12 protein-coding genes are annotated in these 12,659 nt (G+C 41.9%); 5 read left to right on the forward strand and 7 right to left on the reverse strand.

The window, feature by feature from the left end:
- Positions 1-47: 47 nt before the first annotated feature.
- The 5 genes from P3L57_RS13245 (at position 48) to P3L57_RS13265 (ending at position 5,229) form a co-directional block, all read left to right on the forward strand.
- Positions 48-875 carry a TrmB family transcriptional regulator gene (locus P3L57_RS13245; protein WP_059293538.1) on the forward strand — a complete coding sequence of 276 codons (828 nt, stop codon included), beginning with the start codon at positions 48-50 and terminating at the stop codon, positions 873-875.
- Positions 876-1,127: 252 nt separating this feature from the next.
- Positions 1,128-1,628, forward strand: coding sequence for an RNA polymerase sigma factor SigV (sigV, locus tag P3L57_RS13250; RefSeq protein WP_044154367.1), 501 nt, complete (start codon positions 1,128-1,130; stop codon positions 1,626-1,628).
- Positions 1,628-2,485 (forward strand): anti-sigma-V factor RsiV, encoded by an 858-nt coding sequence (gene rsiV, locus P3L57_RS13255; protein ID WP_044154362.1) that lies wholly within the window; start codon positions 1,628-1,630, stop codon positions 2,483-2,485. The genes sigV and rsiV overlap by 1 nt, the downstream gene beginning before the upstream one ends.
- Before the next feature lie 128 nt (positions 2,486-2,613).
- Positions 2,614-4,512, forward strand: coding sequence for an acyltransferase family protein (locus P3L57_RS13260; protein WP_059335491.1), 1,899 nt, complete (start codon positions 2,614-2,616; stop codon positions 4,510-4,512).
- Positions 4,513-4,965: 453 nt separating this feature from the next.
- Positions 4,966-5,229 (forward strand): YrhK family protein, encoded by a 264-nt coding sequence (locus tag P3L57_RS13265; RefSeq protein WP_207203690.1) that lies wholly within the window; start codon positions 4,966-4,968, stop codon positions 5,227-5,229.
- Positions 5,230-5,559: 330 nt separating this feature from the next.
- Here the strand turns inward: P3L57_RS13265 and cypB are convergent, their stop codons facing one another.
- From cypB to P3L57_RS13300, 7 genes are all read right to left on the reverse strand, one after another.
- Positions 5,560-8,724 (reverse strand): bifunctional cytochrome P450/NADPH--P450 reductase CypB, encoded by a 3,165-nt coding sequence (cypB, locus tag P3L57_RS13270; RefSeq protein ID WP_069487141.1) that lies wholly within the window; start codon positions 8,722-8,724, stop codon positions 5,560-5,562.
- Positions 8,725-8,740: 16 nt separating this feature from the next.
- Positions 8,741-9,331 carry a transcriptional regulator FatR gene (gene fatR, locus P3L57_RS13275; RefSeq protein ID WP_024122281.1) on the reverse strand — a complete coding sequence of 197 codons (591 nt, stop codon included), beginning with the start codon at positions 9,329-9,331 and terminating at the stop codon, positions 8,741-8,743.
- A 222-nt stretch (positions 9,332-9,553) separates the two neighbouring features.
- Positions 9,554-10,102, reverse strand: coding sequence for a class I SAM-dependent methyltransferase (locus P3L57_RS13280; protein WP_277617435.1), 549 nt, complete (start codon positions 10,100-10,102; stop codon positions 9,554-9,556).
- 189 nt (positions 10,103-10,291) lie between these two features.
- Positions 10,292-10,450 carry a hypothetical protein gene (locus P3L57_RS13285; protein WP_125825436.1) on the reverse strand — a complete coding sequence of 53 codons (159 nt, stop codon included), beginning with the start codon at positions 10,448-10,450 and terminating at the stop codon, positions 10,292-10,294.
- Positions 10,451-10,615: 165 nt separating this feature from the next.
- Positions 10,616-10,765 carry a YrzI family small protein gene (locus tag P3L57_RS13290; RefSeq protein WP_024122284.1) on the reverse strand — a complete coding sequence of 50 codons (150 nt, stop codon included), beginning with the start codon at positions 10,763-10,765 and terminating at the stop codon, positions 10,616-10,618.
- Between the two features lie 396 nt (positions 10,766-11,161).
- Positions 11,162-11,962: a formate/nitrite transporter family protein gene (locus P3L57_RS13295; protein WP_044154345.1), complete on the reverse strand. Its 801-nt coding sequence runs from the start codon at positions 11,960-11,962 to the stop codon at positions 11,162-11,164.
- Positions 11,963-12,226: 264 nt separating this feature from the next.
- Positions 12,227-12,595 (reverse strand): Na-translocating system protein MpsC family protein, encoded by a 369-nt coding sequence (locus P3L57_RS13300; RefSeq protein WP_024122287.1) that lies wholly within the window; start codon positions 12,593-12,595, stop codon positions 12,227-12,229.
- Positions 12,596-12,659 lie beyond the last annotated feature (64 nt).

A 12,659-nucleotide genomic window follows, 5' to 3' on the forward strand; every position in this document is an offset into this window, starting at 1 on the left:
AAATAGCGATTACAAAGGCAGCGACTGCTCTTTATATTGGAGGATGTATGAAGGAAAATATGTTAGACATTTTAAAAAACCTCAATTTTACCGAATATGAATCAAAAGCTTATCTGGCATTATTGCAAGAATCGCCTTTAACCGGCTATGCGGTAGCCAAAAATTCCGGCGTGCCTCGTTCAAAAATATATGAAGTCTTGGAAAGCCTTGTCTTAAGAGGAGATGTTTTTGTAAGCCACGGAAACACACCTCAGTATGTCCCTGTACCCGCTAAAGAACTGATTAAAAACCGACGGCTCAAAGCGGAAGAGAATTTTGACCAGGCTGAAAAATACTTTGAAAAATTCGAACAGACCGCAAATGACCGGGAAAATATCTGGAATATTACCGGCCGCAGTGAAATTCTTGAAAAGGTGAAGGCTTGTATATTGTCAGCAAAAAAAAGAATCCTCTTGGAGATCTGGAAAGAGGATTTCAAAGAGGTGGAATCAGAGCTGAGACAGGCGGCAAATAAAGGTGTCATAGTCACCATTATTGCCTACGGAGATATCGCATCTGATTTTGCTAATGTGTACCTTCATGATATGAGCAGTGAAATTACAGAAGAGTATGACGGACGGTGGCTTGTATATAGCGGAGATGATTCAGAAGTAGTAGCAGGTATTGTCTCTCTTGGCAACGATAGCCGTGCTGCATGGACGATGCATGTAGGTTTAGTCATGCCTATTACAGAAGTGATCATTCATGATCTGTATCTCATGGAAATTATGAAGAAGCATAGAGGGCTTTTAGAAGATAGTTTTGGAAAAAACCTCATCCAGTTACGACGCAAATTTTCAATCCACTCAGATTTTAAAAAACATTACTTGGAATAGAACACATGATATTTCCTGTATACCATGTAACCAAAAAACATGGCTTGTATCAACAAGTCATGTTTTTTTATGCAACTCCCCCATTAATAGGGTCTTTTCCGTTTATTTTTAAGCAATTGATCCTCCTCTCCCGCTCCTGATCACTTTTTTTTAAAAAAATAATATCTGCGCAAACTATTTTTCAAACTGCCCCGTCTATCCTAGGTAACATCCTACGATATACGTATATTCAAAAAGGAGCCCTTTATTGCAATGAAGAAAAAACAAACAATAAAAGCGTTGCTTGTCACGTGTATAACTGACCATAAGCAAGATTTCTACAGGTTAGCCTTCAGTTATGTGAAAAATCAAGATGACGCATTAGATATTATTCAGGAATCTATAAAAAAAGCGCTCAGCTCAGTTGAAACGGTCAGAAACCCTGAGACGATAAAAAGCTGGTTTTATAAAATCTTAGTACGTACAGCTATCGATTTTTTACGAAAACAAAAAAAGGTAAAGGTGATGGATGACGAAACGATTGAGTTTTTAAGCTCCGGAAAGGAAGATCACTATAAGGACACTGATCTTCATGAAGCGCTCGACGAATTGCCGTCCCACTATAAAACAATTATTATTTTGCGTTTTTTTGAAGACCTCAAACTAGAAGAAATTGCGGAAATTACAGGGGAAAACATGAATACCGTCAAAACGCGCCTTTACAGAGCATTGAAGCTGATGCGCATTCAGTTGACGAAGGAGGATCTTTCTTAATGGATAAGAGATTACAGCAATTAAGAGAAGAATATAAAAATGTCCAGATTCCTAAAGAACTGGATATCGTTGTCGAAACAGCCCTTCAGCAAAAACCAAAAAAGAAAAGAATCGTCATGTGGCCGACATCAGCAGCTGTCGCGGCAGCTATTTTATTCACTGCACTTGTTAACATCAACCCAGATGCAGCTCAAGCGATGTCAAAAATCCCTGTCATCGGCAAGATCGTCAAAGCCATCACTTTTATTGAGATCAAAGAAGAGAAAGATGAATCAAGCATCGATGTCAAAACGCCTGCTCTGTCGGGACTTTCTAATAAAGAGCTTGAAAACAGCATCAACCAGAAATATTTGAAAGAAAGCAAGCAGATGTATAAAGAATTTATACAGTCCACATCCAAAAACAAAAAAGGACATCTCAGCATCTACAGTGATTACGAGACAGTAACAGACACGCCAGATTTAATTTCTATTCGGCGTAATATTGAAAAAACACAAGCATCATCTTACACACAAAGCCGTTATATCACAATTGACAAAAAGAATGATATCTTACTTACATTAAAAAGCTTATTTAAAGATGACCGCTATATCAAAGTCATCAGCCAAAACATCAAAGAACAAATGAAACAGCAAATGAAGGAAGATCCAAATAAAATCTATTGGGTCACTGACGAGGATGCAGAACCATTCAAACACATTCAGCCTGATCAAACGTTTTATATTACAGAAGACCATAAACTTGTGATTTCATTTGATGAATATGAAGTTGCCCCCGGCTATATGGGCGTTACAGAGTTTAAAATTCCGACCAGCGTCATCTCAAATCTGCTCATGGGAGAACGTTATGTTCGATAACAGAAAAACATCCATGTCATCATCTGTCATGGGTGTTTACCCTTTCGCAAAGGACCTGACAAATATCAAGAAGGCGTAACCTTGCAGCCAAAACAACGAGAATATCTGCACATGATTGGAGGAATACCATGTATCACAAGACACAGCATCACCGCTACATCACTGGACTCGATGGCCTTCGGGCTTTTGCCGTCCTGGCAGTTATCGCTTATCACCTAAACTTCAATTGGGCTAACGGAGGCTTCATCGGAGTTGATATCTTTTTTGTATTATCAGGCTACTTAATTACATCTATTATATTGCCGGCACATGGAAATGATATCAGCCTTGATTTTCGGGACTTTTGGGTGCGCCGAATTCGGCGGCTTCTGCCAGCGGCTTACCTTATGATCATTTCCGCTGTTATTTGGGTCGTCGTGTGCAACCGGGAACTTTTGCACACTGTGCGCGGAGATGCCATCTCTTCTCTCTTTTACATGAGTAATTGGTGGTTTATTTTTCATAAACTCTCGTATTTTGATAGCTTTGGATCCCCGTCACCGCTTAAAAATCTTTGGTCATTGGCAATTGAAGAGCAATTTTATATTGTATGGCCGATGTTTTTGGTTGCTGGAATGTACATATTTAAAAACCGTGCGAAACTGGCGGCAGCGGTGTCGTTGCTTGCGCTCTGTTCAGCCGTGATGATGAGCGTACTGTATGAACCCGGCGGAGATCCGAGTCGCGTGTACTACGGCACAGATACTCGTTCGTTTGAACTTCTGATAGGATGTGCTCTGGCTCTGATATGGCCGATGAAAAGGCTGTCTTCCAACAGGCTGCCATACAAACTGAAGCGCCTTTTGCATGTCACAGAACTTTCGGCGTTTTGTATTTTAGTTTTGTGTGTCTATTTTACAGATGAATACGAACCTTTTCTTTACAGAGGCGGAATGTTTTTAATAAGCATTACAGCCGCGGTCCTTATTGCATGTGTATCCCATCCGAGCAGCTTTTTGGGCATTCTGCTGTCATGGAGGCCTCTTCGTTGGCTTGGAACGAGGTCTTACGGTATTTATCTTTGGCACTACCCTATTATTGTGTTAAGCACGCCGGTTCAAGAAATCGGAAACCCTGTTTTTTGGCATATTGCGCTAAAGATCATCGCTACATTTATACTCGCCGAGCTATCCTATCATTTTATTGAGAAGCCGATACGGACAGAAGGGGTTAAGTCATTTTTCCGCCGGGCTTTTATTCATAGAATTCGGGAATGGAAAACGACATCTGTCATCAGCAAAATGTCAATTGGCTTCGTCATTCTCGCTATGCTTATTTTTGCAGGGGGACTGTCAGGGATAGCCGGAGAGAAAAAACATCCGCAATGGACGTATAGTACACAAGAAACAAGCGCTGACACAAACCAGACGTCAGAGCATAGAAAGATGGCAGCATCCGATAAAGACGGAGAAAACAAATCCAAACAAAAAACAACAGCCTCAACTAAAGATCAAGAGGAATCGAAGGCAAACGGACAGGAGACTAAGAAAAAAAAGGACGTAAAATCTCAGAAAGAACCGGCAGCTGCTGATAAAGAAGTATTAGCAATAGGGGATTCCGTCATGCTTGATATCGCCTCCAGCCTCCGTCAGTCTCTTTCACATGTCATAATTGATGGGAAGGTGGGAAGACAAATGTCTCAAGCTTTAGAACTGACACAGGAATACAAGTCTTTTAATCAGCCGAATAAATCTGTCATCATTGAACTGGGAACCAATGGCTACTTTACAAACAGCCAAATCGATCAATTGCTTACATCTTTCTCAAAAGCTCATATCTATCTTGTCAATACGCGGGTTCCCCGGCAATGGGAAAGCAAGGTGAATGAAGCTTTGCGGCAGCAGGCTAACACGCATAACAATATTACGTTGGTTGACTGGCATACAGAAGCTCTCCAGCATCCGGAGTATTTCACCCCTGACGGCGTACACTTGATTCCCCAAGGGGCTGAAGCTTTAACCGCTCTTATCGTTCGGGCAATAAAATAGATTAGCAAAAAAGAGGTCCTGCTTAGACCTCTTTTTTGCTATCCTGCAGGTTGAAAACCGCTTTTAAAAAAGGATTGCCTGTCACATAGATGACATGGACCAGGCATAAAACCTAATCTATTGGAAATTTATATTCTGCATTCTAAAATTATTCCTTCCGCTTCGTTCTCAAATTCACCTAATACGATAATAACCTTCGATTCTTTATTCATATTGCCACCCCCTTCGTTTATGATCTATTTATATTACAATGTTTTTCAATTTTTGTTAATGAATAGGCGTAAGAAAACTCACAATCCCCCGCCCTTCCTAACTTGAGAAATGGCTGACCTGTATATGGTCCTCATCATTTTTATTTCTAGCTGTGAAGCCCTTATGTTTACCTATCGTTTACGTGAGGGTAAGCAAATATAGAATGGAGGGATCATCGTGGAAGCTAATGCAGAAAAAGAGATGAAAAAGCAAATAAATCGATACGAGCTTTTTTTCAAAAAACGATATAAAGTTCTCTATACAGTAAACGATTTTATCATTGGCGCTTTATTTTTAATCGGCAGCTTTTTCTTCTTTTACGATGAATTAATGTCTGCAGGGATATGGCTGTTTGCGGTTGGCAGCTTCCTGCTTTTAATCAGACCGACGATTCGTTTGGTTCATGATTTTCATTACAGAAAACATCTTGAGCGTCTATATCATCATGGAACATCCTCTGACTAGCTTGAAGTGTGAGGAAGCGAACAGATGAATGCATAGTCTCAAATCGGACAGTCTAACTCAAACGGCAGGATGAGATGCAAGAATAAAAAGGAAAAAACGCTTGATTAAGTTTCTGGAAAATTAAACTCCAAGATACAAATATATAACTTTATAACTATTTATTTATAAAAAACCAGAAAAAAACCTAAAGTTTTATATCTTTCGGACGATAATAATAACAAGGCCGGCGCGATACTCCCTATAACATCCTTTTCAGTAGATTTCAATATCGTGCCGGTTTTTTTCACATGCTAAAGCAATCCCGCCATCTCTGGCGGGATTTATTTTTGCTTACATTCCAGTCCATACATCTTTTACATAACGTTTTTGATCTTGCAGCTTCTTCAGCCATTCTGCTGACGCTTCCTGACTTGCTCCTTTGCCAGCTTCATAAGCCGCACGCAGTGTGTTCTCTACTTCAGGAGCCATTTGCGCACCATCGCCGCATATATAAACGTGCGCACCTTTTTCGATCAGTGAAATTAATTTCTGTGCATCTTGATTTAGCAAGTGCTGAACATATACTTTTGGTTCGTCTTCCATTCGTGAATAGCATCGATGGACTGTTACCAAACCGGCTTTTTCCGCCTGATCAAGCTCTTCTTTATAAAGATCGTCATGATCAGGACGCCGGCATCCGAAGTATAAATGAGCTTCGCCAAGCGCACTTCCTTCCTTCTTCAGAACGGATCTGGCCTGGATGAAACCTCTGAATGGCGCAATTCCTGTACCCGGTCCCACCATAATCAGCGGGGTTTCGGGATCATTAGGCAGCTGGAATCCAGATTGCGGCGTCCGAATGAAACAGGCAACCGTATCACCTTGACGGAGTCCGGCTAAGTAATTGGATGCAACGCCCTTGTATTCCCCGCGTCCGCTCCAAGCTGAGTCCTTGACAACTCCCACCGTCATACTGACCCTATTTGCTTTGACCTTCGGTGAGCTGGAAATTGAATAATATCTTGGCTTTAGTGATGGCAAAAGCTCTAAAAACCGTTCAAACGGCATTTCGCAGGCCGGATAGTCCTCTAACAGATCCAGCATTGTCACACGTTTTGTCAGAACCTGTTCCTTGTACATTTCATCACTCGATACAAGCAATTCCAGCTCTTTTTTATGAGGCGGGCATACTGTATATGAAGCCAGCTCACGAAGCTGAAGCCTTGAAGCGGAATCCTGCAGCTCTACGTAGGATGATAATAACTCCGTCACTCTGATTGGCCGATCCAGCGGAAGGTGAGCCATATGCGGACTCCCGTTCATTTTTATCACAGCCTTCGGCTGCAAATCGAATCGGTTGAGAACCCGTTGAACCAGCTCTTGGCTGTTTTTTGGCAATATTCCGATGTGGTCGCCTTCTTTATACGTTTTTGAGTCAGGGAGCTCCAATTCTATATGACGCGTCGAACGCAAACTGCTTGCTGCCTGAAGCTCACGGTTTTCAAGAACGATACCTTCAAACGCGCCATACGCTTTAGCAAGCGGTGTCTCTGTTGCTTCACTGAGGAATGAAATGGATAATGACGGCTTCGTTTCTTTCTCGGTTATTTCATTCACGTGAAAGGCTTCCATTGTTTCCTTCCAAAAGCGGTTCTCCCAAGACTCGCGATGGCTTTCAAAGTCATCGGCCGCATCGCCTTCCCCAATGGATGTCAATCGTGATGCTCCTTTTGATGCCATCATGTCATCGATAAGCCGAGGAATTCGCTGATACGTGCTGGCCCAGCTCCGGTTTCCGCAGCCGAATACCGCATAGGAAACATCCTTTAATTGACCTTCCTCCAACTCTCCCAGCCACTCAACAAAGCCAGCAGCATTATCAGGCGGCGCTCCGTTATATGAGGCAGTCACAATGACAACAGCGCCTTGGTCGGGGAGTTTTCCAATGTAATCATCAAGAGGTGCAGTTTCCGCTGTAAAGCCGAGCCGGCGCCCGTAAGCTGCCAATTCACCTGCCATGCCTTCTGCGGTGCCGAGATTTGAACCGTAAAGAACGAGTAAAGGTGTGCCGTGTTTAGGTTTTGTCTCGTTTTCCTTCGTTTCGTGCGCGGTGCCAGTATGTTCTTTTTTCTGAACATTCATTTGGACCGTTTTCCTTGGTTTCACTGTAATTTTAAAATCATCCGGTTTAATTGTTAATGCCTCTTTGATTTTGAGCTCGTAACCAGTGTGATTCATCAATTCAAAGTGCTTTAATACAAGTCCGAGAACCATTGTCGCTTCTTGAAGCGCAAACTGCATCCCGATACACGCGCGCTGGCCGTTTCCAAACGGTTTATACGCATGGTGAGGAATATTTTCAGGGTTCTCAAACCGTTCCGGACGAAAATCTTCTGCATCTTCACCCCAAGCGTTTTGATCTCTGTGAAGTTTTGGGATCAAGACGGAGACGGGCTGTCCTTTACTGATAGGGTATTCGCCGTCTAAAACTGTATCCTCCTTGGCATAAAGAGAAAAAGCGGGCGCTGTCGGATACAGCCTAAGCGTTTCATTGAGAACCATCCGAACATATTTCAGCTGCTGAATGTGTTTATATTCAGGCGTGTCTTCCGTTAACACGCGATCGGCTTCCTCTTGAGCTTTTTTAAGTTTTTCCGGATGTTTAAGCAGACAGTAAATCGCAAAGGAAAGCAAGCCGCTCGTTGTTTCATGGCCTGCGATTAAAAACGTGATGATTTGATATCTGATGTTTTCATCATCCAGTGTCTCACCCGTTACAGGATCTTTCGCATAAAGCATGAGGGATAACAGATCCTTAATGTTTTGGTCCGGGTTTGCTTTTCGCTCTGCTATAATTCTGTCAACCAGCGAATTCATCACTTCGATATCCTTTTGGAACTGCTGTCTCGTTTTGACCATCATCTTATCCTGCAGGCCCAGTCTTTTTGTTTGGTTCATTCCCTCTTTTAAAGCCCGGAGCATGCTGGTGATAAACGGATGCTGCGTATCACGGTAAAAGCTGTTAAACCGGTAGTTAAATCCGCATAACCCGATGGTATCAAGCGTCAGGCGGGTCATATCGTCCGCCACGTCAATTTCTTCATTCGGATTCAGCCGGCTCCATTTTTGAATCAGCTGTGTCGCGATATCCAGCATCATAGAATGATAGCCTTTCATTGCTTTTTGACTGAAGCTCGGCAGCAGAATACGATGGGCTTTCTGCCAATTCGGCTCGTGCGTCCAGCTAGTAAACAACCCGTCTCCTCCGAACTCACGCACTTTCAGCAAGCCTTTTCCAAGGTTTTTGTCAAATCGGCTCTCGTCACACACTTCAGCAACGAGTTCATGGCCTGATACGAAAACGCCGGATACACCAGGAAAATCGAAACGGAAAATCGGCCCTAACTCATCAGCAATCCGCCATAAGGATTGGGAAAGCTGTTCCTTTTCCAAATGCGGGAGGTTTTTTAAAGGTCCGTATGTTTTCGGCTGAGGTATTGCACTTGCCTGTTTCATAAACATCTTCCTTTCTTTATTCTTCTGAAGTCAATGAATGAAGTTTAATCGCGTCCCAGCAGCATTGCTCCAATTCAGAAATCAAATCAGCATTCATCTCTATATCACCTTGTTGCACAAGCTGATACAACTTGAGAAATGCGCCTAATACAATCGCAATTAATACATTGGAGGGCAAGGAGCGGATCACTCCTTCTGTTTTTCCCTTGTTAAAAAAATCGTCAAGCATTTGAGTCAGGTTTTCTATCATTTTTTTGCTTGTTTCATTTAAATAGTGAGCATCCTTTTTCGTTTCAAGGAAAAAAAGAGCGTAGTCGCTCTCCTTCGTAAATTGAACGAGACAGCAAAATATGTGGCGAAAGCCCTCTCTGACAGGCATTTCAGAATAATTTCGCTTTACCTTTTCTGAAAAGCGCTGAATGCTTTCTTGAAACAAAACATTGACGAGTGTTTCTTTGCTGTCAAAGTAGCGATAAATCGTGCCTGTACCCACTTCAGCTCTTTTTGCTATCATTGGGATGGTGGTGGCATCAAATCCTCTTTCCGTAAAAAGCGAGAGCGATGCCTTCATGATCAAATCGTATTTACTGATAAGTGCGGATGCCATGTAAACTTAAAACCTCCGATTCATTTAGGAATGAACATTCATTCCGTTTGTTCATAAATGATATCCACTCTGTCTCGAATCACCTCTTACCCATTCTTATGTTTATAGTTTATATGAAAAAAACTTTTTTTAATATAAATGCTATGCAAAAAATATAAAATTAAGAAAATATACCCAAATCCCTGAATGTCAGAGGTCTGGATATATTTCCCGAGAAATTTTTTATTTAACAGCGACAATACAAAGGCACGAATCGCGTCTGATGACAGAAATGTCTCTAAAATGCTGATCTTGCAGCAATTGAATATATTTTTTCTCGTTTCTTTCTGCATTATTATCAATACTGATGTAAAATCGGCCGTCAATTTGGAGCACTCGATAAATCTCTCTTAATGCGAGCCTGACATCAGTATAAGCCTGAACCGTATGTAAAGAAAATACTTTATTGAAGGTACGGTCTTCAAAGGGGATCCTTTCCGGATGACCATGGAAAATGCCCCCTTGATCTGTTTTCTTTTTCTTTTGGATTGCACGAGATACCTGTCTTACTTTTCGCTTAGAAGAGTCGATGCTTTTTATGCTTCCCTTTTCAAGTTTTCCCGTTATTGTCTTAAAGACAGAGCCGTTTCCGGTTCCAATTTCTAAAATTCTGTCATTTTCTTGTATGTCTATAGAATCAATCATCATATGCTCAATGATTTTAGTTTGCTTATATTTCCCAGAAAATAATTTCAATAGGTTCGCTCGTTTATAAAGTTTGTTTTCTAGCATTTTAAACACCTGCTTTTGGTTTCCTGTAGCTTATTTATTATATTGAAAAAATAAACATCGCTTCATTTCTTATACAGAATGAAGATATCAACTAGACGGCAATGTGTTTAGAAATGTTTCAACAGAACTGAACATTTTCATTTTTTCCCGCAAAAAAAGGCAGAAAACAAAATGTTTTCCGCCCGCTTTTTAATGCCAATGATATGGGAACATATACAGCCTTTGCTGCTGCATCGCCGCCAGCCTCTGCTGACGGAATGGATTACCATAGCCGTGTTTGAAGGAATGCGGCATGGATGCATAACCATGACCTATCGACGGCAGCCTTTTTTGTTGAAAGTTCATCATGCCATCACCTGCCCTTACATAAAGTGCTGCTTTTTATATGATATGCAGGACGGCATTTCCTTGACAGCTTCATTCGCTACACTTGGTCCTTCTCCATCGTATAATGCATCAATAGTTCCATTTTAAACATTTGTCATCTCTCCCTTCTGTATTTTGTTTCCTTTTTTAGCGCCAGTTTGTCAAATAAAGATGTTTCAGCTGAGATTCTTTCATTTCATCATAAATCTGCTCGATCTGCTGTTCTTGTTCGAACTCTTCCGGGCTTTTAAACCGCTTGTTAATCGTTAATGTCAAAAAGAATAGGTTAATCGTCATATCGCTCACCCCCTTTCAAAGTCCGCTCCAAGCGAAATAACCCGCGGCATCTCCCTGCCGCGGGCACATAAAAACCGCAGACAAAAGAAGACACCCATGTCTCTACTGCCTGCGGGGAGTTGCGTATGTCCGACGATTCCGAATTTAATGCGTGCGATAAGCATCGGTTAAGGAAGGACACGGACTCTTCCACAGGCTGAATAAACCATTATAAATTCCTTGTACATTGCTTGAGCCACTAACTGGTCTGCGTCGTTGTCGCATTGTCATTTTGATTCAGCCTCCTTTGCTTTTTTTCTTACTTTGTAAGTATATCCACCAAATTCCATTTTGTAAACATCTTTTTCTAAAAATGGACGTAAATTGTGTGATTCATCGACTGTCTTTGTCCCTTGTTTATGATACCTGTTTCATTTCTTTTCTGGAGCGGTCTTTCTTATGATATGCGATAAAATAGATGAATCCGACAAACACTGCTCCTCCAATAACATTGCCGATAAAAGCCGGAATGAGGTTTCCGATAAACTGCCCCCACGTAAACGAGCCTGCAAAAATGGCAGCCGGAATCACAAACATGTTGGCGACAACGTGCTGAAATCCGATTGCCACAAAGGCCATAACAGGGAACCATATGCCAACAATTTTCCCTGCGCCATCTTGAGCACCGAAGGAAAGCCAAACTGCAAGACACACCAGCCAGTTACAGCCGATGCCGGAAACGAGCACCTTGCCAAAGCTCATATCAAGCTTGCCTTGCGCGACAGCGATCGTCTTTTCCAAATATGGCCCCGTTTCGGTTAAGCCGACAAGATGTCCGAAAAAGTAAGCAACAAACAAAGCGCCGATCAGATTCATAATGGTAACGATCACCCAATTAACCGCCAATTCCTTTAGTGATATTTTTCTTGAAAATAACGCCATTGCCATTGACATCATATTTCCTGTAATCAGTTCAGCCCCTGCAAGAACCACAAGGATCAGTCCTACAGGAAATACCGCAGCCCCAATAAAACTGGACAGGCTTCCCCATTCTTTCGGAAGATCGCCGATCACCCTGATATCAAGCAAATAACCGAGTGCGATAAAAGCACCGCCTAAAAAACCCAGCACCAAGAGAGACAGCAGCGGAAGCTTTACCTTTTTCATCCCTGCTTCAATTGCTGCTTCTGCTATTTCATCCGGTTTCCGAAAACCCATACTACATACGCCTCCATTGTTTCTCCATTTTTACAGTTATAAAAGAAAAGCATCAAAAAAGGCAGCACTCAAATAACCTGTATCCATCAGGTGTTTGAATGCTGCCTAACTTGTGTGCATACCCATACAACAACATCAAGCAGAATTAAGATATTGATAGAGAATATATACAGTTCGTGCATACATTCCATTGCTTTTGCCCTTCTATAACTGCAGTAAAAACATCATATCAAATGTGACAATTTTGTGTCAATGGCAAATATGCTAGTTAAAAAGGACTTCTTTTTGGTCGTCAATTTTTCGGTCAAAGACAAAAACAGATACGGCGATATTTTCTTCAATTTTGATATCAGAAAACAAATGAACAAGCTTAGCCCCGATCAGCTCCTCCATTCCTTCCGGCGTTTTTTTAGAGTAAAGGTCTTGAATCAGGCTTGTCCGGGCCGCATGCACCATTTCTCTTCCCTCAGGCGTGCGGGCGATAAACTGCTCGCTCGCGCTCAGGTTGCCGTAGAGCGTAGACACAGCCATATTATCTACAAATACCGTGTGAATCCGTTCAGGTCCTTTGCCGAACAATTCCTTGCGAAGTTTTCGAATAATATCATTGAACTCATGAATTTTCTTTGACATGCTGATTACCCCTTCCGATTTTGCCTTAAAAAAAGGCCGTTCCCGGTTCCCCTCAGGACATTTC

Source organism: Bacillus sp. B28 (assembly GCF_029536185.1).
GTDB lineage: Bacteria > Bacillota > Bacilli > Bacillales > Bacillaceae > Bacillus > Bacillus halotolerans.

Bases quoted from the DNA above. Each gene is read 5' to 3' on its own strand.
- P3L57_RS13280 (WP_277617435.1), bottom strand. From the start codon at position 10,102: ATGCTAGAAAACAAACTTTATAAACGAGCGAACCTATTGAAATTATTT.
- P3L57_RS13295 (WP_044154345.1), bottom strand. From the start codon at position 11,962: ATGGGTTTTCGGAAACCGGATGAAATAGCAGAAGCAGCAATTGAAGCA.
- rsiV (WP_044154362.1), top strand. From the start codon at position 1,628: ATGGATAAGAGATTACAGCAATTAAGAGAAGAATATAAAAATGTCCAG.
- P3L57_RS13290 (WP_024122284.1), bottom strand. From the start codon at position 10,765: ATGACGATTAACCTATTCTTTTTGACATTAACGATTAACAAGCGGTTT.
- cypB (WP_069487141.1), bottom strand. From the start codon at position 8,724: ATGAAACAGGCAAGTGCAATACCTCAGCCGAAAACATACGGACCTTTA.
- fatR (WP_024122281.1), bottom strand. From the start codon at position 9,331: ATGGCATCCGCACTTATCAGTAAATACGATTTGATCATGAAGGCATCG.
- P3L57_RS13265 (WP_207203690.1), top strand. From the start codon at position 4,966: ATGAAAAAGCAAATAAATCGATACGAGCTTTTTTTCAAAAAACGATAT.
- P3L57_RS13260 (WP_059335491.1), top strand. From the start codon at position 2,614: ATGTATCACAAGACACAGCATCACCGCTACATCACTGGACTCGATGGC.
- sigV (WP_044154367.1), top strand. From the start codon at position 1,128: ATGAAGAAAAAACAAACAATAAAAGCGTTGCTTGTCACGTGTATAACT.
- P3L57_RS13285 (WP_125825436.1), bottom strand. From the start codon at position 10,450: ATGATGAACTTTCAACAAAAAAGGCTGCCGTCGATAGGTCATGGTTAT.
- P3L57_RS13245 (WP_059293538.1), top strand. From the start codon at position 48: ATGAAGGAAAATATGTTAGACATTTTAAAAAACCTCAATTTTACCGAA.
- P3L57_RS13300 (WP_024122287.1), bottom strand. From the start codon at position 12,595: ATGTCAAAGAAAATTCATGAGTTCAATGATATTATTCGAAAACTTCGC.